Origin of the sequence: Flavobacterium sp. GT3P67 (assembly GCF_004349155.1) — a bacterium.
Classification (GTDB): domain Bacteria; phylum Bacteroidota; class Bacteroidia; order Flavobacteriales; family Flavobacteriaceae; genus Flavobacterium; species Flavobacterium ranwuense.
On sequence record NZ_SMLF01000013.1, the window covers coordinates 14,249 to 39,907 of the forward strand.

14 protein-coding genes are annotated in these 25,659 nt (G+C 34.3%); 6 read left to right on the forward strand and 8 right to left on the reverse strand.

Features of this window, described 5'->3' with window-relative positions; genetic code table 11:
• The first annotated feature begins 179 nt into the window (after positions 1-179).
• The 5 genes from E0H99_RS16210 to E0H99_RS16230 all read left to right on the forward strand — a co-directional run bounded on the left by E0H99_RS16210 (position 180) and on the right by E0H99_RS16230 (position 10,105).
• The gene (locus E0H99_RS16210; protein ID WP_131998045.1) at positions 180-1,265 is read left to right on the forward strand and encodes a FecR family protein; all 1,086 of its coding nucleotides are present in this window, start codon (positions 180-182) and stop codon (positions 1,263-1,265) included.
• Between the two features lie 89 nt (positions 1,266-1,354).
• Entirely contained in the window at positions 1,355-4,690 is a 3,336-nt protein-coding gene (locus E0H99_RS16215; protein ID WP_131998048.1) for a SusC/RagA family TonB-linked outer membrane protein, read from the forward strand.
• A gap of 52 nt (positions 4,691-4,742) precedes the next feature.
• The gene (locus E0H99_RS16220; RefSeq protein WP_131998051.1) at positions 4,743-6,302 is read left to right on the forward strand and encodes a SusD/RagB family nutrient-binding outer membrane lipoprotein; all 1,560 of its coding nucleotides are present in this window, start codon (positions 4,743-4,745) and stop codon (positions 6,300-6,302) included.
• 477 nt (positions 6,303-6,779) lie between these two features.
• Complete coding sequence (locus E0H99_RS16225) at positions 6,780-8,018, forward strand: FN3 domain-containing metallophosphoesterase family protein (protein WP_131998054.1); 1,239 nt, start codon at positions 6,780-6,782, stop codon at positions 8,016-8,018.
• A gap of 194 nt (positions 8,019-8,212) precedes the next feature.
• Entirely contained in the window at positions 8,213-10,105 is a 1,893-nt protein-coding gene (locus E0H99_RS16230; RefSeq protein WP_131998057.1) for an endonuclease/exonuclease/phosphatase family protein, read from the forward strand.
• A 184-nt stretch (positions 10,106-10,289) separates the two neighbouring features.
• Here E0H99_RS16230 and E0H99_RS17280 read toward each other — a convergent pair whose 3' ends face one another.
• From E0H99_RS17280 to E0H99_RS16265, 8 genes are all read right to left on the reverse strand, one after another.
• Positions 10,290-10,427: an Arm DNA-binding domain-containing protein gene (locus E0H99_RS17280; protein ID WP_165930223.1), complete on the reverse strand. Its 138-nt coding sequence runs from the start codon at positions 10,425-10,427 to the stop codon at positions 10,290-10,292.
• A gap of 1,225 nt (positions 10,428-11,652) precedes the next feature.
• Positions 11,653-12,924, reverse strand: a complete 1,272-nt coding sequence (locus E0H99_RS16235) for an acyltransferase family protein (RefSeq protein ID WP_131998060.1) — start codon at positions 12,922-12,924, stop codon at positions 11,653-11,655.
• A 56-nt stretch (positions 12,925-12,980) separates the two neighbouring features.
• Positions 12,981-14,828 carry a glycoside hydrolase family 3 protein gene (locus E0H99_RS16240; protein WP_240723502.1) on the reverse strand — a complete coding sequence of 616 codons (1,848 nt, stop codon included), beginning with the start codon at positions 14,826-14,828 and terminating at the stop codon, positions 12,981-12,983.
• A 280-nt stretch (positions 14,829-15,108) separates the two neighbouring features.
• The gene (locus tag E0H99_RS16245) at positions 15,109-16,614 is read right to left on the reverse strand and encodes a sodium:solute symporter (protein WP_131998063.1); all 1,506 of its coding nucleotides are present in this window, start codon (positions 16,612-16,614) and stop codon (positions 15,109-15,111) included.
• A 158-nt stretch (positions 16,615-16,772) separates the two neighbouring features.
• On the reverse strand, positions 16,773-17,600 hold the full coding sequence (gene murQ / locus E0H99_RS16250) for an N-acetylmuramic acid 6-phosphate etherase (protein WP_131998066.1): 828 nt from the start codon (positions 17,598-17,600) through the stop codon (positions 16,773-16,775).
• A 113-nt stretch (positions 17,601-17,713) separates the two neighbouring features.
• Positions 17,714-18,913, reverse strand: a complete 1,200-nt coding sequence (locus E0H99_RS16255) for an exo-beta-N-acetylmuramidase NamZ domain-containing protein (protein WP_131998069.1) — start codon at positions 18,911-18,913, stop codon at positions 17,714-17,716.
• Between the two features lie 267 nt (positions 18,914-19,180).
• Positions 19,181-20,917, reverse strand: coding sequence for a RagB/SusD family nutrient uptake outer membrane protein (locus tag E0H99_RS16260; protein ID WP_131998072.1), 1,737 nt, complete (start codon positions 20,915-20,917; stop codon positions 19,181-19,183).
• 24 nt (positions 20,918-20,941) lie between these two features.
• Entirely contained in the window at positions 20,942-24,208 is a 3,267-nt protein-coding gene (locus E0H99_RS16265) for a SusC/RagA family TonB-linked outer membrane protein (RefSeq protein WP_131998075.1), read from the reverse strand.
• Positions 24,209-24,451: 243 nt separating this feature from the next.
• Here E0H99_RS16265 and E0H99_RS16270 point away from each other — a divergent pair, with 243 nt between their 5' ends.
• Positions 24,452-25,201 (forward strand): DeoR/GlpR family DNA-binding transcription regulator, encoded by a 750-nt coding sequence (locus E0H99_RS16270; RefSeq protein ID WP_131998078.1) that lies wholly within the window; start codon positions 24,452-24,454, stop codon positions 25,199-25,201.
• Positions 25,202-25,659: the final 458 nt, after the last annotated feature.

Consider the following 25,659-nt stretch of genomic DNA (forward strand, 5'->3'; position numbering starts at 1 on the left):
TATCGCTATCATTCCCATAGCTGAATTTTCTTTTTAAGCCTGATCAAATAACAGTTTTTATTCCTCTTCCTTGATTTACCGTTTTACCGTTTTTAGAAAATTTTAAAAAAAACTTCTTAAAAACGGGTAAAAAAACAGAAGGTTACTATCTATTACTATAACGTTAATAAAGTGAATTCATGAAAGGACCTATTTATACTATTGAAGAAATAATGTTGGATGATAGTTTTGTAGACTATTGTTTAAATACAAATCCAAAACACTTCTCACACTGGCAAACCATTATTAATGACAGCCCGGAACAAAGAGTTGTTTTTGACGAAGCTAAAAGACTGGTTTTGTCACTACACGGGGGACTAACCTCTTCGGAAGTGAACAGGCAGATTGATAAAGTACGTCAGGAATTACAAGATCGAAAACTTCAAGCAAATAATACGACTGTTTTTCAGGAGTCAGGTTTGTCTGCAGCAAATTTGGTAATAGAAAAAAGACAGAAAAAACGTAGAACTTTCCGTTTGGTAGCCACTTATCTGGCAGCGGCCTCTTTAATTCTGTTTATTGCTGTCCGGTTTTTTCAACTGGGAATAGGGACGTCTGAAGAACAATTGCCAAAAACAGAAATGTTAAGTTATCATAGTGCTGCAGGTCATCGCCAAACGGTAACATTGCCTGACGGCTCCACCGTTATACTGAATTCGAACAGTAGTATAGCATTGAATAAAGATTTCAATACGTGCAAAAGAGAAGTTTTTTTGATTGGGAATGCATTTTTTAAAGTAGCGAAAAATCCTCAGAAACCATTTACGGTAACAACAGAAAAAATTGCCACCACTGCGCTAGGTACAGAATTTTATGTGCGAGGCAGACAAACGAATTCAAGAGACATTGAAATTGATCTCTTGGAAGGTAAAGTGAAGGTTGCTGATACAAGAAAGAATGATAAAAAAACAACTGTTTTTCTTTTGCCTGGCGAAAAAGGGGTGAGCATAAAGGGTATGAATTTGCAAAAAGGAAAATTTGATTCTTTTCAATTGCGTTCCTGGATAAATGGTCGTATAGCCTTTAATAAAACACCAATGTCTAATGTAATTGAACAACTGGAAGAATGGTATCAAGTAAAAATAGTGGTGAAGAATCCTGAAATTAAAAAACATTTTATCAACGGTGAATATCAGGATGCATCCTTGCAGGATGTATTGAAAATTGTCTGCTTTAGTATTGATAGCCAATATTCTTTTGCTGGTGACAGCGTCATTATTGAATAACTAACCCAAATTTTAATCAATAAAATGCCTTATAAAAAAAAAACACGAAAAACGCATACTAAAACCAAAAACCAAAAAACAATTGCTTTATGAAAAAAAATGTTAAAAGAAAATATTGCGCATTGAAACGACCAATGATCTATATCTTGCTTGTTTCCTTACTCGTATCAAATCAGCTGTTTGCTTTTGCTAAACAGAAAGCCATTTTTGGCTTTCGAAATGCCCCTGTTGAACAAGTAATTAAAAAAGTGGAAAAACTTTTTGAAGTCCAATTTACCTATAATGAGACAGTGGTAAAAGGTGCCGTGAAAATTGACCTTCCCAAAAAAGAAAGAACTCTGGAGGAGACCTTACAACAATTATCTAAGTTGACCGGTTGGCAATTCCTTAGGTCAGGTAACATGGTGGGGATTCAAAGTATAGCAAGGAAAGAGTCTTCAGTACAAAAAAGTAATCAGGAGAAAATTGTAATAAAAGGAAAGGTTACTGACAATAATAATCAGCCTGTTCCAAGTGCAACTATTGCTGTCAAAGGAACTAACAAAGGGGTGACGACAGATGCAAATGGTGATTTTTCTATCGAAGTGGAAGAAGGAGCTGTGCTGGTTATTTCTTATTTGGGTTTTACTTCCCAGCAAATTGTTGCAAAAAAAAGCACAACATTAAATATCGTTTTGTTGCCACTTGAAAATAATTTGGAAGAAGTAGTGGTGACGGCCTTGGGTATTAAACGTCAGGAAAAAGCCTTGGGGTATTCTTCCCAGAAAGTGGAAGGAGCTTCGTTGCAAACGGTAAAAGGAGTAGATATAGGTACCTCTCTTACAGGAAGAGTATCGGGATTAGTAGTAAAAAACTCTACGGAGTTCAATGGTAAACCTCAATTGCTAATGAGAGGCGAAGCAGCATTACTGGTAATCGACAGCGTACCTTATGGAAATATGACACTAAGAGATGTCCCAACAGATGATATCGAAAAAATTGATTTTCTGAAAGGACCTACAGCTGCTGCACTCTATGGTTCTAGAGGGCAGGCGGGAGTCATGTTGATTACAACCAAGAAGGGTGCTTCAGGCAAAGGACTTTCGATTGATGTAAATAGCAGTACCATGTTTCAAACCGGTTTTTTGGCCATACCTGAAACGCAATCATCATATGGGAAAGGATCTTACGGTTCTCCAAATGATGACTATGTATGGGGGCCAAAACTGGATGTTGGCACAACAGCTATGCAATGGAATCCCGTTACCAAACAAATGGAAGATTTGCCTTTGGTTTCAAGCGGAAAAAATAACCTTAGAAATTTTATGCAAACTGGCTTGGTCACCAATAATAATTTTAGTATTGCCCAAAGTGGGGATGCGGGAAGTTTCAGGGTTTCGCTCAATCAAATACATAATAAAGGACAGTTTCCGAATCAACAGTTAAATATGTTAAACTTTACAGTAGGGGGGGAGATTAAAGCTTCCGAAAAGTTTACACTGGAGAGTCATGTGGGGATAAGCCGCAGAACAGCTCCACAAGTATGGGGCAGTGGTTATAATAATCAAGGGTATTTGTACCAGCTTACCATGTGGACCGGTGCCGACTACGACATTCGTCAATACAAGGATTACTGGGAAATACCTAATAAAAAGCAAAACTGGCTTTATAACAACTGGTACGATAATCCCTATTTGATTGCTTATGAAAAACTAAACGGAATACAACAAAACACCATTAATGCTAACTTTACGGCTAATTATAATTTTTCTAAAGATCTAAAATTGATGCTACGTGTTGGCTATGACGTGTATTCCAATGAATCAACACAAAGAAATCCTACGGCAAACATTTTCTCTACCAGAGGTGGTTGGAATGCAAAAGGACTTTATAATATATCCAAAACTTGGGGTTGGAGTACCAGCGACGATCTAATCTTGACCTATAATAAAAAAGTCGATAAATGGAACGTTAATGCTTTGGGAGGTGCAACTGTCTATCGTTGGGTGGATCAAAGTTTATTTGCTTCCACAAAAAACGGATTAACTTCACCTACTTTTTATTCGCTTAACGGCTCAGTTGAACAAGCTACTGTATCTCCGGGTTACAGCTCCAGACAGGTAAATAGCTTATATGCAAGTACTTCTTTTAGTTGGAATAATGCTGTGTTTTTGGATGCTACCGGAAGGAATGACTGGAATTCATCCCAGCCCAAAGCGGAGCGTTCTTTTTTCTATCCTTCTTTAGGTTCCAGTATTGTATTGTCAGAATTAGTAAAACTTCCAGAAGTGATTGATATGTTCAAGATTCGTGGTTCTTGGGCTTTGTCAAAAACAGCTGCAGGAGTATATGCTACCAATCGTACGTTTAGCACCACAAATATTGCTTGGAATACTTTAAACTCTGCCAGCTATCCTTCCAGTTTGCTTGGTGAAGGTCTTGAACCAAGTGCGCAGCGTACCTGGGAAATCGGTACAGCCGCCTATTTATTTAAAAAGAGGTTGCATATGGATTTGGCTTATTTTAATAAATATTATTATAACCAACAACTTTCTGTTTCCATCCCGAACTCGTCTGGCTTTTCTTCAACTTTGGTTAATACAAAAGAAACAAGTGTGCGTAAGGGCTTTGAATTGACTGTTGATGGTACAATTATAAAGAAAGCAAATTTCGAATGGCAGTCAACCATCAACTGGTCTAACAATCATGTTTATTATGGAGAGCTTGATCCAATATATTCTCCCAAAAGCCCCTTTGTTAAGAAAGGGCTAAGGAAAGATGTTTATACAGATAGATACTGGCTTAGGGATCCTTCCGGAAATTTAATACATAATAATGGGTACACTGTAGAGAGTGATTATGTGAAGAAATATGGTAATTATGATGCCGATTTCAGTTTTGGATTCATAAACAATTTTAGGATTGGTGGCTTTAATGTTGGTTTGGTTGTCGATGGTCGTATAGGTGGGTTAATGTTCAACTCTATTGAGGATAAAATGTGGGATTCCGGTACCCATCCAGGCACGATCAATCAATACCGTTATGATGAGGTAGTAAATGGCTTGACTAACTATGTAGGTCAGGGCGTAAAAGTGGTATCAGGTACTGTAGTTTTTGATAGTAATGGCGAAATAGTTTCCGATGATCGCGTATATGCCCCTAACGATAATGCCATATCCTATCAAGATTATGCCCAATATACTAGGGGAGGAAATTATGGTGCAGAAAAAGCATCATTTGTTAAACTTCGTGAAATATCTGTAGGCTATGCATTGCCATCCAAAATATTGGGTAAAATAGGGGTAAATAGTGCTTCGGTTACACTAACGGCACAAAATGTCTTTTTGATAACCAAATTCAAGTTTTCCGATCCGGATGTTGGTTCTGAAGATTTGAATGCACCTTCACAACGTATGGTTGGAATGAACTTTAAATTAGGATTTTAAACAAGTAGATTCATTTATTTAATTACGATCTGTAAAATAAAAATATATAAACATGAAAATAAAATTTTTAAGATATGCACTATTAGTACCAATAGCGGCAATCATGGTAACTGGCTGTTCTAATTTTGATGAGATTAATACCAATCCTAATGCTGCTACTCAGGTTAGTTCCGGGATGCTGGCAACTAGTATGATTTTAAGTATTACCCGTAGTGACATCAGTAGTACAAAGACTTTTATACAACCGTCCCTACTGGGTAAATACATGACTTGGAATGAGGGTGGTCCAACAGATTTCCAATATAATAAGCTAGGTCGTACCAATTTTAACCGTATTACCTTATTGAGAAATATAAAACCAATGATTGATTTTGCACCCAATGAGGGACTTAAGAAATCGTATACCGGACTTGGGCATTTTATCAGAGCTTGGCAGTTTTTTCAAACAACCATGCAGGTGGGGGATATTCCTTATTCAGATGCCGTAAAGGGAGAAACGGATGCCATTATAAAACCTAAATATGATTCACAGAAGGCAGTCTTTTTGGGTATTTTAAATGAATTGGATCAAGCTAATATCCTTTTTTCCGAAGGAACTAATTTTGATGGAGACCCTATATACGCAGGTAAGGTAGATAACTGGCGCAGATTGACCAACAGTTTTCAATTGCATGTGTTACTGCAGTTGTATAAAAAAACGGCCGATACCGACCTGAAAGTTGTTACCCGCTTTAATGATATTGTAGCCAACCGTCCATTGATGCGCGATTATAAAGATAATTTTGCACTTACTTACAATGTAACAGCCGGGCAAAACTATCCTTGGTCTAGTGTCCCTGCTGGTTCTAATCCGTATGTGCTTTCAAAATATTCAATGTTGTCGACGACTTTAATAAACACATTAAAGACATTGCAAGACAACCGGTTGTTTTATTATGCCAAGCCATCACCGGTAAAAATAACAGCGGGGTTTTTAGCTTCTGATTGGAATGCGTATGTTGGAGCAGAGCCATCAAATTCTATTACAAGCCTTGGAGCTATGCGTGGGACAAAAGATTATTCGGATATTAATAACCGTTATGTCGACTTGGTAAATGCTGAGCCAGTTAGTGTTTTTAGTTTCCAGCAACTTCAGTTTGTACTAGCTGAGGCGGCCGTTAGAGGATGGATTAGCACTCCCGCACAAACGTATTATGCCGCAGGTATCACTAATGCGATGAAGTTTACCGCAGCCTATACTCCTGATATCGCCGATTATCATCACAATATGAAAATTACGGATGCCAATATAGCTACATATATAGCCAATGTTGCTCTTACAGGTACCAATGAAAATCAAATTTCTCAGATTATTACCCAGAAATATCTTGCTGGCTTTTTTCATGGAGGAAGTACTTATAGTGCTTGGTTTGAAAACAGAAGGACAGGTTACCCGGTTTTTATCCTGAACCCATCCACGAATCTGAATAACCCAACCACAAATTTTCCGTTGCGTTGGCTTTATCCGTCTAATGAACTTGATTATAATACCGAAAATATGAATGCTGCCGTAGCTTCTCAGTATGGAGGTAATGATAATGTCAATCAGATGATGTGGTTACTTAAAGACTAATACTTTTGAATTTGGTTAAAACTCCGGACGTCTGCTTTTGCTTTACTGTATCAGTTTGATGTTTGGAGTTTTTTATGAATAAACAATTTTTTGATATACTAATTCAACCCAGTATAATGACAAGATATGTTTTTCTCGTAACGATATTTTTTTGTTAGTTGAAAAAGCTTCGTCAGATTTATTTTTGATGGGTGAGGCGAAAACAATTATTTTTTTAAGAGTATTGGAACTTACAAAATAATAAAAGTACTAAATTTATGAAATGAGCATATCGGCTTTGTGATACAAACACGAATGATATTATACGAGTAAAGTTCGATGACTCTAAAAAAAACAGTATAAAATGTCATCAATTATATATGATTAATAAAAAACAATAAATATCAGCATATGAAATGAGCATATCTGGAGTCGATGCAAACACCGATGAAAATATGCGAATTCCATATTCCTTTAAAAAACAAATATTATCTATATATGAAAAAAGATAAAAAAGAACTTCCACGCAGGCAATTTATTGCCAACATGTCTAAAGTGGGAGCATTAGGTTTCATAGGCAGTATGCTACCAGTTAGTGCAAATGCAGCTGCTATTGAAACTTTCACGGCACGCCCTTCTGAAGGGCATATTTTTCTTACCAAACCTTATTTGCAAGTTCCCTCACCCGACAGCATGACAATACGATGGGTCACCAATAAGCTTTGCTACAGTTGGCTGGAGTATGGTGAAGGGAATAATTTGGATAAAAAGATGCATCAGGTAACGGATGGTTTGGTAAATGCGCACAATAGAATTAATAGTGTCACGCTACAAAATCTTAAGCCGAATACCGCCTATAGCTATCGGGTTGTATCCAAAGAGATTACTTCTTTTCAGCCTTATTCCTTAAAGTATGGAGAAACAATTACGAGCGATACCTATTCATTTACAACTCCAAAGGAAAACCCTGAAGAAGTTTCCTGGTTAATTATGAATGACATTCATGACCGCCCGCATTCTATTCCGCACCTTCTTAAACTCAATGGGGATGAGGCGTTCGATTATGTCTTTTTTAATGGTGATATTTTTGATTATCAGGAAGATGAAAAACAAATAATTGATCATATGCTGAACCCTTGTACTGAATCCTTTGCCAGTACAAAGCCATTCCTGTTTGTTCGTGGTAATCATGAAACAAGAGGAAAGTATGCACGGGAGCTGAAAAATTATTTTTCCACCAAAGGAGATAAAGGATATTATGCTTATGAATGGGGACCGGTTTTCACTGTAGTTTTAGATACAGGAGAAGATAAACCAGACAATCATCAGGTTTACGGAGGAATAGTAGGTTTTGATGATTACCGAAAAGAACAGAGAAAATGGGCTGAAGAAGTAATGCGTTCTAAAGCATTCAAAAAAGCAAAATTTCGTGTAGTCATGATGCATATTCCACATTTCCATTCGGATGAAGAACATGGGACCATGCATTGTCGTCAGTTATTTGCCCCATTATTTGATAGATATAAGGTCGATATTGTACTGTCTGGCCATACGCATACTTATGGAGTTCATCCTCCTACAACGGATCATTCGTATCCCATTATAATTGGTGGGGGACCAAAAGAAGGCAACCGTACTTTAATAAAAGTAAAAGCAGATATGAAAAGCCTGAATGTAAGTATGCTAAAAGATGATGGAACTGAAGTAGGGAAATATTTTATAAATAGTAAAAGATAGCAGGCGAATCTTTTTTGTAAACGATTGATAGAGGATAAGTCTAATTCAAATTAATTATAAAGGATGTCTTAACCCTTGATTCACGTTAAATATTAATAAATTGATTGAACAATTTACTTATTGCATTTTTTTAGCTGTTGCGTTAAAAAACAGAAACCGCATATAATTTGTAACATATAACCAATTAAAATACTATGAAAAGATTATTATTAATTTTGATTGCCTTTGCATTTTTATCGAATGTTTCTGCGCAAACAGTGACAACAAATAAAGCGTCTTACACTATAGGAGAAGCAATAACAGTAAATTTCACCGGTTCAACAACCGCAAAGGATTGGATTGGATTGTTCCTGCAAACCACAACACCGGCCTCAGGTACTAATGTAGGTTGGCTTTACACTAGTGGAACACAAACAGCCTCCAAAAAAAATATTGCAAGCGGAACGGTTACTTTTTCTTCTGGAATTGCAACTGCCGGTAATTACAAAGCATGTCTTTTAGCAAATAATGGTTATACCATCAAGGCTATGGTTAATTTTACCGTTGGAGCAACTTCTGCAGTTCCGGTTGCAGCTTTTACGGCTAGTGCAACTTCAGTAGTAACAGGTGGTTCAACTACATTTACAGATCAATCAACAGGCACTCCAACTTCATGGTCATGGTCATTTGTTGGTGGAACTCCATCAACAAGTACAGCAAAGAATCCTACGGTAACTTATAATACTAATGGAACTTATGCAGTTACGCTTACGGCTACTAATGCCAATGGTGTAAACACATTAACTAAAAATGGCTATATCACCGTTGCTGACCAAGGAGCAAATATTAGCTTAAAAGTGATGCAATTTAATGTTTGGCAAGAAGGAACATCTGTACCAAATGGGATGACTTATATTAGGGATGTAATCAATTCGGTAAATCCTGATATTGTTTGTTTTTCGGAAGTTCGCAATTATACTGGTGATTGGACAACAAAAATAGTAAACGATCTTGCAGCTGTTGGTAAAACCTATTATAGAGGATATATAACAGGTTCTGATGTTTCCATAATCAGTAAATATCCTATTTCTTTATCGGGACCAGTGTTGGCAGGTGCTGTCGTAGTTTATGATGTGAATGTAAATGGAACTACAGTAGTTGTTTGTTCATCACATTTAGACTATACCTATTATGCTACTTATTTACCTCGTGGTTATGCTTGCGGTGGTTCAGGAAGATATGCCGGATGGAATGCATTATCTCCTTTTACACCTGAAATTAGTTTAACAGCAATTTCAGGCCAAAATCTAGGTTCTCAAAGGGACGAACAAATCGCAGCTTTTATATTGTACATGCAAACAGAAACGCGTCCGATCCTATTATTGGGTGATTTCAATGAGCCTTCTTGCTTAGATTGGACTTCAAGACAAGCAAATCTATACGATCATCATGGTGTGGTTTACCAATGGGACACAACACTTTCTCTTAATAACAATGGCTTTACCGATGCTTACCGTCAAGTATATCCTGACGTGGTGTTAAACCCGGGAATTTCGTGGCCAGCAGTTGCCACAAATGGAGGAGCAAGCACCAGTTGGACTCCTTTAAGTGACGAAAGAGATCGTATTGATTATATCTTCTATAAAGGTGCGGGCGTGAGAGCTACTTCAGCTGCCATAGTTGGACCAGTAGGGGCTTATGCTTATAATCTTGCAACAACAGCAGGTAATGGAAGTGATATTTTCGAAGCATCAACCTTGCCTTGGCCATCTGATCATAAAGCGGTGGTTGCAACTATCTCTATACCTGCGACTATTCCTGCAACACTACGCGAAAAAAACAGCAAAAAATCTTTAAAGAATTCTTCTTTAGAAATTAAAGCCTATCCAAATCCATCAAATGGGCTTATAACTTTAGTTTCATCAGAGAATGCTTCTACACAAATTATTGTTTCAGATTTAGCAGGAAGAGAAATTTTTAATAAGGCTATTGATTTAAAAGCGAATAATCAAAATACAATAGATTTAGCAGCTTCTTCAAATGGTATTTACTTCATAAAAGTTATTTCACAAGAAAAAACACAAACAATAAAGATTATCAAAGAATAGTAGGTCAGTTTGTTTTAATAATTTAATAATAAGGTAGTGGCTTCATTATTTTCATCATTAGGCTGCTAGGTGGTGAAGCGCATAGCTTGGGTAATACTAGGACAAGACAGTGAATTCAAATTCCAATGATATTGACCACCTAATTCTAATTACCTTTAATTTTGCCTGCTGCAACTGACTATTTTTAATTTTCAACATACTTTGATGTGCTAATTTCAATTCGAACTCCGTCAATCGTAATTATTAAATAAATTGGCAGTAAACCGTTTTTTAATGCTTTAGCACTCTTTACATAAAAGAGTATTGCAATTTTGTTTTTCATAATGTGATGACTTTTGAAGATTATTAAATTAGATTATAAAGTTTCTATTGTCAAGATGTTCATTATTCAAACTACTTGTTAAACAAGGTCTTGTTTGAAACTCGGGTACCTAAAAATTATTTTTCTAGGGTAACCGAATAAGCATCCTTACGATTATGATTTAATGATAATTTTTGAAATTAATAGAAACGAAAAAGCCTGTAAATCCTAAGATTTACAGGCTTTTGGTTTCAATTGAAAATGAATTAGTGGAGTCGCCGGGATCACAATCGAACACATAATTCCAATATTAATGTTCATAGATAAACTCGAAAAATAACGTTCAATCCCTTTGTTTATAAGGTTTTTGTATTTTATTTTCAATTCTTAAATCATTTTTTTAATCAATAGTTTCTCGTGTTTCTTATCTTTTATTGTAAAAATTAAATTTTTTAAGATAAAAATTACTCCTTAAATATGATTTTGGTGTTCGACTATCGAACACCTTTATTTGATGTGATTTTTAGAGTTTTTCAATGAATATTTTATAAAGTTAGTGAAATGATTTTTCTTTATCCTCATCATAATTTGGTGAGAAATGAAACTTTTAAAATAGAGAAATTGTTTTAGATTATTAATAAAATGAATACTTAAATAAACACAAAATGTAAAAATAGGTTTTACAATCTGATCTTTTTTTGTGATAATCCCATAAGTAACGCTAAAATTACCACTATCTATTAAAGAATCAAAATTGTTGTCATTAATAAGTGTTGTTAATTTATAATCCTAGAATTGGTTTACATCAAAACTAATTAGTCCTGATTTTACTTTACAAATTACTTTTTTTATTTCAATAACAATCAAAACTCAGATCTTGATGTTACTATTTGGAACGTTAGAATGTCATATTAAACAATTTCAACTTGATTTATCTCCTTCCCTTTTTTTGCCTTGGATACCCCTTCCAAAATAGCTGTAAAGGTTGGAGGAAATATTGTTTCAAAATATTTGTGCTTTATTTTGATAATTTTATAATAGCCTCACTTTTAAATCAATTCCTTATAAGGAACCTTTTTTTATAAAAGAATCGTGTGAGTAGCAGGCGAGAGTTTTTGTTGTATAACTAAAAGATAATTTGATATACAAAATTAAGCCCTCTTTTTTATACTTTTTTAAAACGTTTAGGACCTTATTGTCTTTTAACTTTAATACGGAAAAAGCTTAATACAATAATTTTTAAGTGTCATACTTTAAAAATTAATTTGTATTTATAAAACACCCATAGGATTAATGACCAAAAAATAGCATACACTAATGCAAAAGTTAATGAAGCATTCAATGGATTGCTAAAAAGAGGTGTGATGCAAAATTTATAAAAATAACTTTGAAGATTGATTTGTTCAGTAACTATTTCTAGATTTTGAATCTTAATCGTACTCAAAACTCTTGGAATTATTCCTGAAAAGAAAAACACAATCATAGGGTTTACTCCCCAAATTAAAAACAACTTAGTCCATTTTTTATAGTTTGAAATGTCTATAATATAGTATAACAGGGTTAAACATAATGTAGCAATACCGGCAGTGTACAAGACATAAGAGCTTGTCCAAAGTGATTTGTTGATAGGGAATATGATGCTCCAAAGTAAACCGATAATTAGTAGAGCAATTCCTGTGATTGTTATTTTTTTTAGAATTTCAATTTTTTGTGTTTTTAAGTTTAATATTTGTCCTATGAACATTCCAAGAATTCCTGTGGCTATAGCAGGTAAAGTGCTCAGAATTCCCTCTGGATCCCAAGTTTTAGAATAGCTCCATAAATGCCCGTTTAAGACTAAATTATCCAACCAGGCAGCTAGGTTGGTACCTTTTTCAAAATTGGCAGCACCAAATCCAGGAACAGGAACAAAAGCCATTACAAGCCAGTAACCCAATAAAATTGAAGCAGCAACCAGAAGTTGTGTTTTCAGATTTGTTTTCAAATATAAAAGAGAGGCAAAGAAATACACAACTCCTATTCGCTGTAAAACTCCGGGGATTCGTACGTCCTGAAATTCTTCGATTTGACTGTATGCTAAGAATAGTAGTATTGCGAAAATTCCAAAAACGAGGTAGGTTTTAATTTTCAAACTAAAGTTTCCTAAAAGGGCATAAGCGACTGCAAAAGTTATAATTAGCCTGTGTAGTAATAAAGAGATTCCCTCTAAGCCCAATAATTCGATTCTGCTGAAATAATTTAAAAATAATCCTAAACAGAAAATTCGTAAAGAACGGACTATAATTTTATTAAAAACGCCTAAGTCAAATTGTTTAGTTGGCATTGCAAAAGGAATTGCGGTACCCATTATAAAAATAAAAAAAGGAAAAACCAAGTCAGTAGGAGTACAGCCGTGCCATTCAGCATGTTCTAAAGGCGGATAAATTGATGCCCAACTGCCAGGATTGTTGACTATGGTCATTAATAAAATAGTAAATCCTCTAAATACATCTAGTGAAATTAAACGTTCTTTTGTCATAGGTTTGGTTCTTTTGGGTTCGTTTATTATTAAAAGAGGAAACTTTTAATTGGCTTTTATAATTGATTCTCTTTAGGTTTAATTTCTTGAAACTTTGGAGTCGTAAAACCCAGACGGTTTATTTTTTCGGTAGATAAACCATCATTCACATTGAAAAAATTATTGATGGATACCGGTAGTTTTCCTTTAGCTTCAACAGCTCCAAATAATAATTCTGCCGAAACTATCTGACTAATGTCTGAGTTTTGATAGGAAACCACTAATCCTTCGATATCATCAAAATTAGTGAGTGGCAATAGGGAATATGGTTTTGTGAAAACATCCAAAATCACTTTATTGTGTTTTGCAATTTCTTGTAACCAAATCAATTCAGTATCTGTGAAACTCTGTTTTTCCCAAGTTTTATTTACTTTGTGAAGACCAATGATAACTAGGTCGTATTTTTTTAATTCATTATTTAGGCTGTCGATATTGGTGTTGGCTACTTCGGTAACTTCGGTGTATTTTTTTAAAGTAGTTACAAAATTACTGTTAACATCTTCTCCCAGTTTTAAATACGCAATCTTTTGATCTAAATCTTTGATAGGAAGTATTTTCTTTTCATTTTTTAAAACGGTAATGGCGTTTTCGTATAATTTATAGTGCAAGGCATCATTCTGTGGCGAATTAAGGTCATTGCATATGTTTGCCATATCAATTGGTTTGTATTTGTTCAATCCGGCTTTAAATTTATAATGCAATATTTTTTTTACTGAGTGTGCCAAACGTCCCTCAGTAATAATACCTTCACTGTAGGCTGTTTCTACTTTTTGAAAGGCTGCAGGTACATTTTCAGGGCCAAGAAAAATGTCATTTCCAGCAAGAAGAACAGCTATTTCTAAATCTCCAGGACCTTTAAAATCAGCTGCACCTTTCATGGCTAAACCATCTGTGAAAATTAAACCATTAAAGCCCAATTCTTTTTGAAGCAGATTGGTTACAATATTATAGGAAGCCGAAGACGGATAATTTGGTTGTGGCTCTAATCTTGGAATATTAAGATGCGCTACCATAACCGATACTAAGCCTTCGTCAAAGATTTGCTTGTACGGATATAATTCTACCAAATCAAGCCGTTCTTTCGAAAAATCGATTAATGGCAATGCCTTGTGCGAATCTACAGAAGTATCGCCATGTCCTGGAAAATGTTTTCCGGTACTAAAAACGCCTTGACTTTGCACGCCTTTCATTAAGGCAATGGCTTTATTGCTTACATTGACTTTGTTTTCACCAAAAGATCGGTTGCCAATAATAGGGTTTTTAGGATTGGTGTTGATGTCTAGGACTGGAGCAAAATTAAAATGGATTCCGATTCGTTTGTTTTCGTTGGCCATATTTCTTCCAACATTTTCAATAAGACTTAAATCCTGAATTGCACCCAGAGTCATATTCCAAGGATAAACGTAAGTAGAATCTAAACGCATTCCTAATCCCCATTCGCCGTCAATTGCAACGAATAAAGGAACTTTTGCTTTCGACTGATATAAGTTTGTTAATTTTGCCTGACGAACTGGTCCACCTTGAAAAAAGAGTATGCCGCCTACTTTATAATCCTGAACTAATGTGTTAATTTCATTTGTATGTACGGAATCTTTATTAGAATAGGCGGAAACCATAAACAACTGACCAATTTTTTCCCGCACCGACATTTTGCTGTAAATGCTGTCCACCCAAGTAGTTTCTCTATCAGAATCTTTAAAAAAGTTTTTTCTCTCCGATTTATCTTTGGGAACGTATACAATTGTATCTTTTAGAAAATTATCCTTTTTTGAAGCTGTAATTGTGTTGCTTTTTTTAGAAGCACAATTGGTGATCAAAAGTATAAGTGTGGCGTATAGGCTGATTTTTATGAAGTAATTTTTCATTTTATAATTTTTTGGCGAAATAGATTTTAATTCGTTATGCTTTTATTGGTCTCAGATTTTAGCTAAAACTATGTTTTTTAGTGTATTTCCCTCTCATGTTCTAAAAATGTTTACCGCAGATTCGCAAATTATTTTGTGCTTTTAAGTGTATAATTTGCGAATTTTCGGTTTCATTTTTATGTTTTTAACCGTGCAAACTTTAAGTCTGCCAACCAAAACTAAGGACTTTAAGTCCGTATTAGGGGTTTACTTATGCGGATTAGGGATGTTTTTCAGTGGTTTAAAAAGTTATTTTTTTGCTGCTGCGTGAACTTGTCAAGTATAATCCTAAATAAGTCAATAAGCCGTTAACCACTATTAATTCATTATCAAATACATATCCTGAAAACAATATTTTAGAGTTTTCATTTATCAAATACGTTAAGAAAGGAGCTAATAAGCATATAAATGGGACTAATTTATCATTTACGTTTCTTGATTTTTGAAACAGACCAAAGGCATATAATCCCAATAAAGGTCCGTAAGTATAGGATGCAACCTTAAATATCATCCCAACTACTGAACTGTCATTGATTGAGTTAAAAATTAGTATGACAAAGAAAATTAATAATGAAAAACTAATATGCACTAAATGCCTTGTTCTTACGGTATTTTTTTTATAGTTTTCGGCTTTGTTCATACCCAAAAAGTCAACACAAAATGAGGTAGTTAGTGCTGTTAATGCTGAATCTGTCGTTGCAAAAGTGGCTGCAATAATTCCTAATAAAAATACTATTGCCGGAATTGTTGCTAGATGATTTAATGCGATTTCAGGGAAAAGTAAATCAGTTCTTGGCTTCCCTGTAACTAAGTCAGTTGGAATTGCAATTCCGTTTTTATCAGCATAAATATATAGTAAAGCACCAACACTTAAAAAGAAAATATTAATAATAACGAAGATTCCTGTAAAAGTAAACATGTTTTTTTGTGCTTCGCCAATGTTTTTGCAACTCAGGTTTTTTTGCATTAAATCCTGATCCAGACCTGTCATGGCAATGGTTACAAACATTCCTCCTAGTATTTGTTTTACAAAATGAAATTTACTTCCTAGGAAATCATCAAAGAAAAATATTTTTGAATAATTACTGTTTTTAACTTCATTGAAAGCGCTAATGGCACTTAAATCCATACTGTCGCAAATAAAATAGATGGTAAGGAAAACCGATGTTACAAGAAAAAAAGTCTGCAAGGTATCCGTAATAATAATTGTTTTCAATCCACCTCTGTAGGTATAAGAAAAAATAAGCAGTAAGGAGATCAATACGGTTAATGCAAACGGAATATTGTAAAAATCAAATACAAAACGCTGTAATACTATTACCACTAAATAAAGTCTGAATGCAGAACTTATCGTTCTGCTAATCAAGAAAATAGTGGCCGCTGTTTTGTAGCTGTAAAGCCCCATTCTCTGTTCTATATATCCATAAATAGAGGTTAAATTCATTCTGTAATACAGAGGTAATAATAACTTTGTAATTATTATAAATCCGATAGCATTGCCCAATACAAACTGGAAATATTTGAATTGTTCGCCACTCGCGGCACCTACTTCTCCCGGAACAGATATAAAAGTTACTCCGGAAAGAGCCGTTCCTATCATCCCAAAAGCGACCAAATACCATTTTGAGTTTTTATTAGCGGTGAAAAAAGCATCATTTCCATCATCTTTTCTACTGACTCTATGCGAGATATAGAATAATGTTCCGAAATAAATAATGATAAGGATTAGGATTGCACTTGGATTCATTTTATAGCTTTATAGGTTTGGTTTTTATTCTGTTGATCAGACCTAGCAGGTTTTTATCCCGAGGCTTCGGGACTGTTAGGTCATCATTGAATCTCGAAAGTTATAGATTAAGGTTTTATTTGTATAAATCTATAAAATATTCTTAATAGTTATGGGAGTTAAACTTCCAGATTTTTATTTTTAGCCAATAAAACAGCTCTTACACTTTTGTGTTTTTTTAGCAATTCAGAGGCTAGTTTTTCGTCAATCTTAAGTTCTTCAACAATCATTTCAACTCCTCTTTGTACCAGCTTTTTGTTAGACAATTGCATATCAATCATTTTGTTACCGTAAATCCTTCCTAGTTTAATCATGACAGATGTTGAAATCATGTTTAAGGCTAATTTTTGAGATGTTCCAGCTTTCATTCTCGTGCTTCCGGTAAGGAATTCAGGACCTACAATCAATTCAATAGGATAATCCGCTTGTTTTGAAATTAGACTTTCACTATTACAAGAAATACTACCAGTAGCGATATTGTTTTCTCTCGCTTTTTTTAATCCGCCAATAACATAAGGGGTATTCCCTGACGCCGCAATTCCTATAACCACATCTAAACTCGAAATGTCGTAGGCAGATAAATCTCTCCAGGCCTGATCAATGTCATCTTCGGCATTTTCTACCGCTTTTCTAATGGCTGAGTCGCCACCTGCTATGATACCAATAATCCAATTGTCTGGAACTCCAAAAGTAGGAGGACATTCTGAGGCATCAAGAATACCGATTCTTCCGGATGTACCCGCTCCGATATAAAATAGTCTTCCACCAAGTTTCATTTTAGAAACAATAATATCCACTAATTTTTCAATATTGGGAATTTGTTTTTCAATTATATCCGCTACTTTTTTATCTTCATTGTTTATATTAGAGAGTAACTCATTAGTACTCATTTTATCTAAGTTAGAATAGAGCGATTCTTGTTCTGTATCGGGATTAATTTTCGTCATTTTTTATTTTTTAACTGATTTGAGATGTTTTTATTTTTTTGCAGGGCAGATTCAATGCTTGAATTTAATTAAAATAGAGTCCGAGTTTCATTTGACAATAAATAAGCATTGATCTAATAGATTAGATACCTTATGCGCATTTTTTTAAATTCTGTTAATCCATTTTTCCAACTCTTTCTTATTTTATTTTCTGAAATTCCGCTTTCAATTTGCTGTTGTAATTTTTTTGTTCCGGCAAGTTTTGTAAAAAAAGGATTGAAAAATTTAGTTTTGTCACTAGTATTTTGATAGGCTTTAATTAGCCATTTTAGTTCTAATCGAGTTAGTTTAGGATAGGTTGTTAAATCTTCACCAAAACACTCTTTTCCATTATAGAGGGGGTCTTTGGCACCAAAATTTGGTTTTGGAGTAAAACTAAAATTGCTTTTCGTTAAAAAAGGAGAGCCATAAATTTGGAATTGTTTTTCGGTTCCTCGGCCTACACTCACATTGGTACCTTCAAAAAAACACAAACTCGCGTATAGATTTATGGATTGGTCATTGGGTAAATTTGGAGATGGTTTTATAGGTAAACTATATTCCATTTTTCGGTTATAATTAACACAAGGAATAACGGTCAACTTACATTGGGTGGCGTTTTTAAGCCATTTTTCTCCATTTATCATTTGTGCATATTCCCCGATAGTCATTCCGTGAAGTAGCGGAATAGGGTGCATGCCTACAAAACTGGTGAATTCTTTTTCTAAAAGTGGCCCATCAATAATACTGCCATTAGGATTTGGTCTGTCAAGAATTAAAAGCGGAATTCCGTTTTCTGCACAGGCTTCCATGACATAATGCAATGAGGAAATATAGGTGTAGAAACGTGCGCCAACATCTTGTAAATCAAATAACATAATGTCGATTCCAACTAATTGTGCTGGTTTTGGTTTTTTATTGTCCCCATAAAGAGAAATAATTGACAGTCCGGTTTTGGCATCTTTTCCATCAACGACATGCTCACCTGCATCAGCAGTTCCTCTAAACCCGTGTTCAGGAGCAAAAATGGTTTGGATAGCAACTTTTTTCTCTAATAAGAAATCTACTAGATGTGTTTTGTTAGACAAAATTCCTGTTTGATTGGTAATGATTCCTATTTTTTTATCTTTCAATAAAGGCAGGTATTTTGCATAATTATCAGCGCCAGTTTTTATTGTGGTGTTAATGTTTTTTCGCGTATTATTTTTTGTAGCTGTCTGAAATGAATTGGAATAAGATGGGATGTAAAATATAGAAAATACAAGAAGAGCAATTTTTGATATTAATTTTATCATTTTAAATTACAGTTAATAGTTTGAATGAATCAGTTAATTATACATTAGTTTATATTTAATTAGTATTCAGTAGTTTATGTATTATTATCTGATTGACTTATGGTTTGTTTTAGAAGAAGTTCTTTGAATTTATCAGATAGGACTTTTATTTTGTAGGCTTATTTCATCGAAGACTTCGGACGAAAAAATAATTTTAAAATACTACCTCTGAGCTATCTATGCCCAGAGGTAGTTTATTGTTTTATTAGTATTCCGTTTTTGGAATTCTTAATTCCAACCTGGGTTTTGTTTTAATTCGACACCTTGAGCTTTATACAAATCAATATCATTTGTAGGGATGTTCAATAAATAGTGTTTGGCTTCAAAGTTTCTTGTACTTGTTGGGTAAATTTTTACATATCCATTAGCATCTACTTTAATTTGTGTTCCAACAGGAGTACCTACTTTTGCTCCAAGATTTACATCTGGATTTTTTGTAGTGTCTAAATAATCTCCTTTTTTCCAACGGAAAATATCCATTTGTCTAAGGGTAGTCCAGCTCATGAACTCAATTTGACGCTCACGACGGATTTCCCAAATTAGTGGATTAACGCTCCCAGAGATTTGTTCTAAAGCAGAAGTTCGTCTTGGGTCATTAATTTGAACACCTGAAGCAAAAGCATTATTTCCGTCAGTAGTTAATGGTGTTATCCCTGCACGGGTACGCACTTTATTGACAGACATATCAAGGTCGGTATTTGTAGCGGTACCAAGTACGGCACAAGCCTCCGCATAGTTCAAATAAACCTCACTAAGTGTAAACAATGGGCAATCTGTGTAATTACGTCCTCCTGTTGTAACGTCCGGACCTGATGTTGCAGGATTGTTGTACAATTCGAACACATAGCCTGACATTGAAGTTAAAGCAGTAGTACCAAAAGGTTTCCCTTTATATCCATATGTAGTAGGGTTTACAGTTTTTGCAAAACGGGGATCTCTATTTGCAAATGTTTTTGTAATATCGTCATCACCGGTATACTGAGAATTTCCTGCTTGTTGTATAGGTAAACCATTTGTTGTTACATAGCTATCGGCAGCCCATTTTGTTAATCCGTACTGTGCAGTAGAAGTATTGGTATAATTCTGAAGAGAATGCATTAACACGTTTGTCAAATAACGTTTTCCAAGTATAACCTCTGTATTACCAGACAATTCTACAGAATTATAAAGAGATTTCCAATCTGCATTTAATTTATAACTTGAATTATTCATTATGGCTAACGAAGCTGATTTTGCTTTGTTAAGATATGCGCTACCGTCCTGACTTAAATGATATTTTCTGTACGTTCCTTCATAAAGACAGACATTGCTCAGTGCGGCATAAGCCGTGTATTTATTTACGGTAACATTTTTATCATCAATAGCAAGAAGCAAGTTAGTGGCTTCTTCTAAATCCGCAATAACTTTATCAATAATTTCTGCTCTTGGCGTTGCAGGTGCATAAACTAAAGGATCATTTTGAGATAAATATTTATCTGTATAAGGTACATCTCCAAATTTTTGTACTAAACGAAAATAGGTATAGGCTCTAAAAAATTTAGCTACTCCAATATAATGATTCTTTTTTTCTTCAGACATAGTAACACTAGGTACTTTTTCGAGCATCAAATTACAACGACGAATAAGCGTATAATATTCATTCCAAGAATTTACATTAGTAGTAGTTGGTGTTATCGGCATTTGATAAAAAGAGAAAGCCGATAAGTTATCATCTACTCTGTTATCGCTACCATGGTAATAGAAAAAAGAAAGTCCAATTGTTGTACCATTTCCGTAGCCATAAAACGTATCGTAATTAATCCACGAAAATGTTTTTACGTTGTCTTCTGTTTGCCAAAAGTTGTCGTTTGTAAATTTATCCGCAGGATCTTCTGTTAAGTAGTCCTCACAACTAACCGAAGACATTGCTACAGTAGCAGTAGCAAACATCAGTAGTAATTTAGATTTTATAATTGATTTTTTCATTTTAAAATTTTTGAATTGTTAATATTAGAAAGACAGTTCAACTCCAAAAGACCATGATTTAGTATAAGGATAAGCTCTTCCCCAGAAAATTTCAGTTTCGTTAATTTCAGGGTCAACAGGAAGACGGCTATCAGCCCAAGTCAATAAGTTTTCACCTGAGGTATATAGTCTTACTTTTTCTAATCCGGCTTTTTTTACAAGTTCATTTGTTAATGAATATCCAAGACTGAAGTTTTTTAGACGTAAATACGACATATCAAGTAAATATCTTGTTTGAGTAATAAAGTTATTTCTACCAGTCGTGCTGCCTCCAAAACCACCTGCTTCATCACCATAATTTGGATTAGGCCAATATGCGTCTGTATTTTCAGGGGTCCAATAATCTAATTGGTTTGCATACATCTGTTGAGGAGCACGATAGAAAGGTAAAACGGCGTCTGAAGCAGCCCAATAATCACGTTTAGCAACTCCTTGAAAGAAAGCAGAAACATCAAATCCATGAAATTTTCCGCCTAATGTTATTCCGTATTTATAACGAGGAGTTGAATTACCAATTTTTGTCAAATCGCCATGGTCATCAGCAGTTCCTGCTCCACGAGATATGACACCATCTCCATTTGTGTCTATGTAATGTACGTCACCAGCTCCAAATTTGAAATTACCTCCCATTGTTTTTGAGTAGTCAATTCCATTTACAGTTTTACCATTATTTGTTATAACATCATCGGCCTGAAGTAGTCTATCGCTTGTTAGACCCCAAATTTGACCAATTTCATAACCATCGTAATAGGTGGTTAATAACTTTGAAGTGTTATTCCATTTGGTTATCACTGAGGTATAATCTGATAAAGCAACATCCATAAATACAGAAACATTTTTATTTATTTCTTTATTAAAATTCAATGACAATTCCCAACCTGTTGTTTTCATGTTTCCTGAGTTTGTTTGGGCTGCACCTTGACCAAACGAACCTGGAAGTGTAATTCCCGGAGCTAACATTCCTTTTGTATCACGTTGATACCAGTCGAATGAAGCACCAAGCATATTAAATATTCTCAAATCCACACCAATATCATTTGTGTAAACTTTTTCCCAAGTTAAGGTAGGATCAACATTAGTTGGTAAACCTGTGGAAGGCGGTAGTGTGGATCCACTGTTTATCCACCAAGGATTTGAAGAATTTAAAACCGATAAGAAGGCATTATTCCCTACATTTTGATTCCCAATTGCACCAATAGAAGCACGCACTTTAAGATCATTCAACCAGTCACGAGTGCTTTCCATAAATTTTTCATTAGAAATCTTATATCCCACAGAGGCTGAAGGGAAGAATCCCCATTGTTGAGCAGTTGGAAATTTTGAAGAACCGTCATATCGAGCATTCAATTCTAATAAATAAATTCCGTCATAATCATAATTTATGCGACCAAAGAAACCTGCAATTGAATAGGATGTTACTGCTGGATTTAAAGAAGTATTAGCAGCGCCTGAAACAAATTGTTCACCTACTGCAAGGTTAAACTCAGGTTTTGATTTATCCAAAAGAGTATTTCTTCTCGCATAAGTACGTGAAAAATCTTGCCACTCAGAATTAAAACCTCCCAAAACTTTGATGTTATGGTTATTAAATTGCTTTTTATAATTTGCATAGATATTAACAACTTTTGTTGTTGATTCAGCCTTTGATTGGGCTACATAATCATTTCCCGCTTCAAGAGTAGTAGGTACTGCTGTTTGAATTGTTGTTGCATCATAAGGCATAGCTGACCAGCTATCCCAAGCTTGGAATTTACCTCCATTTTGTTTTCTTGAATAATAATCAGTTACATTACTTACTTCGCCTATTAAATTAAAATCTTTTGTAATTTCTGCTGTAAATTTAGCACTTAACCTGTTATTGTATTGATCATTTTCATTCATAGATGCATTAGATAAATATCCTCCAGCACTTCGGAAATTATATCCTCTATAGGTTCCAAAATTAGGAGTATATTGGCCCCAACGAAGAGCATAACCAAAATACCCTCCATAACTTGAATCATCAGTTCCAGAACCACCATAATAATTAAACGGTTGTTTATAATTACTACGAATTGTCATTACTTTAAAATCACCAGTAAGCCAATCAGCTAATTTTGTTGTAAATCCTAAATTTATATTCGTCCGCTGTTTTGTTTCTTGATTAATCCTTAGCATACCTTCTTGTTCTGTAAGTGCAAATGAAGCGAAGAAAGAACTTTTATTTCCTAGATTACCTTGTGCAGAAAAATTGTGATATGTTTGGAGTGCATCATTTGCATACAATTCTTTATTAGTATCCCAAACTCTGTAGAAATAGGGTGTGCCATTTTTAATTTCCCAATCCTCGCCATAAACCATCTCATTACTGGTACGATTATTTGCATATTTTTGTTTCCAGTTTTGAATTCCTGTTAGCATAGTATTATAATTTGCGCCAAAAAATTCTGGCACGGCACCATCAGTACGTGTTCCTGCCGCAATCAATCCAGGAATTTCATCTGTTGGGTCTAAGAATTGTAGTGAAGAGATTGGATTATAAAAAGCCGCGTTTCCAGTGTAAGAGAATCTAACTTTTCCCTCTCCTGTTTTTCCTCCTTTTGTGGTAATGAGTATTACACCAAAGGCTGCACGAGCCCCATAGATAGAAGCAGAAGCCGCATCTTTAAGTACAGACATTGTTGCTACATCATTTGGATTAATAAGCGCCAAGTCCGTAGGAACTCCATCAACCAATACTAGAGGAGAATCAGAACCATTAACAGTTCCAGATCCACGTATATTTAGATTTGCTGAACGATTAATATTTCCTGAATTAAAACTAACATTTACACCTGGTGTAGTACCTTGTAATGCTCTGCTTATGTCTGTCAAAGGTCTGCTTCCAATCGTCTTACTAATGTCGATAGATGCAACCGCACCAGTTAGATTTGCTTTTTTCTGGGAAGCAAAACCAACAACTACTACTTCATCTAGTTTTAAGGAGCTCTCTGAGAGTTCAACATTGAGTGTTTGCTCTCCAGCAATTTTTATTTCCTTGGTTTCAAAACCAATATAACTGAAGCTAAGCGTTTGTCCTGATGATACAGCTATGCTGTAGTTTCCATCAAAATCAGTCGCGCTACTATTAGCTGTTCCTCGAATAAGTACAGTAACTCCAGGTATAGGAATTCCATCGACTTTGTTTTTAACAGTTCCAGTAATTGTTTTTGTTTGTCCAAATGTAACTTGAACGAACAAAAACAATAATGAAATAAAGAAAAATTTCTTCATAATTATTTTGGTTTTTATGGTTATTGAACAAATATATTTAAATATTGCATATAAATGCAATATTTAGTGATTTTTTTTAAAAAACAAACTAAATAACGCAAAATAACGCATTTTTATTTAAAAAGTAGGTTATATATTTGTTGATTTGGAATTACAATGAGTTTAGCTATTGTACTTGAGGCATATCTCTGCTTTTGAATTGAAATATTTGATATATTTGCCCTGAATTTTTAATTTTAAAAAATGTTAAAAGCCGAAAGACATAAATACATCATGACTAAGCTTATTGAAGAACAGAAGGTTGTTACGACAGATTTGGCTTTAGCTTTAAATTTGTCAGAAGATACAATAAGAAGGGATCTAAATGAGTTAGATAGCAAGAATTTTCTTGAAAAAGTTTATGGTGGAGCTATACAAAATGCAGAGAAACCTGTCGATGTTTTCGATATTGTCATATCAGCTGAAGAGGAAAAGAAAAAAATTGTTACGAAAGCATTGTCTTTATTGTCAGATGGACAGGTTATTATAATGAGCGGAGGGAGTACTAATTTGGTTTTCGCAAAGTTGATTCCTTCCGATTTAAAGGCTACGATTTATACTTATAGCTTACGGATAGCGATGCAGTTGTCTCAGCATCCTAATATAGATTTAATATTTATAGGTGGAAAAATGCAGAAAAATGCAATGGTAACTATAGGTATGGATGTAATTCAGGTTTTATCAAAAATTAAAGCAGATATTTGTTTTATAGGTGCTAGTAGTATTAATGTAAAACAGGGTTTGACAGAAATTGGATATGAAGTTTCTATAGTAAAAAAAGCAATGATAGAATCCTCTGATAAAGTAGTTTCTATGTTCGCTTCTAGTAAATTAGATACTAAAATGCCTCATATTGTTTGTGAGCTTAATCAGTTAGATACCATTGTTACGGATTTAAATCCGGAAGATTTAAGACTGGAAGAATATAGAAAATCAGGAATTTTTATATTGTAATTTGAAATCCAATTAAAATTTATTGCGTTATTTTGCGTTATTTAAATTTAATTTTATTAAATAACGCAAAATAAAATATTCGTTTTGTTTTTTGTATATATTTGTTAAACCAATTTTAACTAAGAGATATATTATGAAAACCCATGCTTCTTTTGCTTACGACATGCCTGATAAATTTGAAGAAACTCGTTTTAAAATAATCATAATGAGATTTTTAAAAGTTCTGTAGAAACTTCAAAAATTATTGCTCCGGAAATAGCTCTATTAGCTCAATTCAAAACAAGCTAAAATATAAAATGTGTTTTAGGTTCTGTTAACAGCTTCTTTTTCAATTTCAATTAATGTTCAAGGAACTAACTAAACTTTGCAAATTATTTTTTGTAACAGCCGTCAGCTGATAGAAATTAATATTAAACTGAGTTTTTTTACGAAAAGCATTACGTTGAAAGTGCAACATT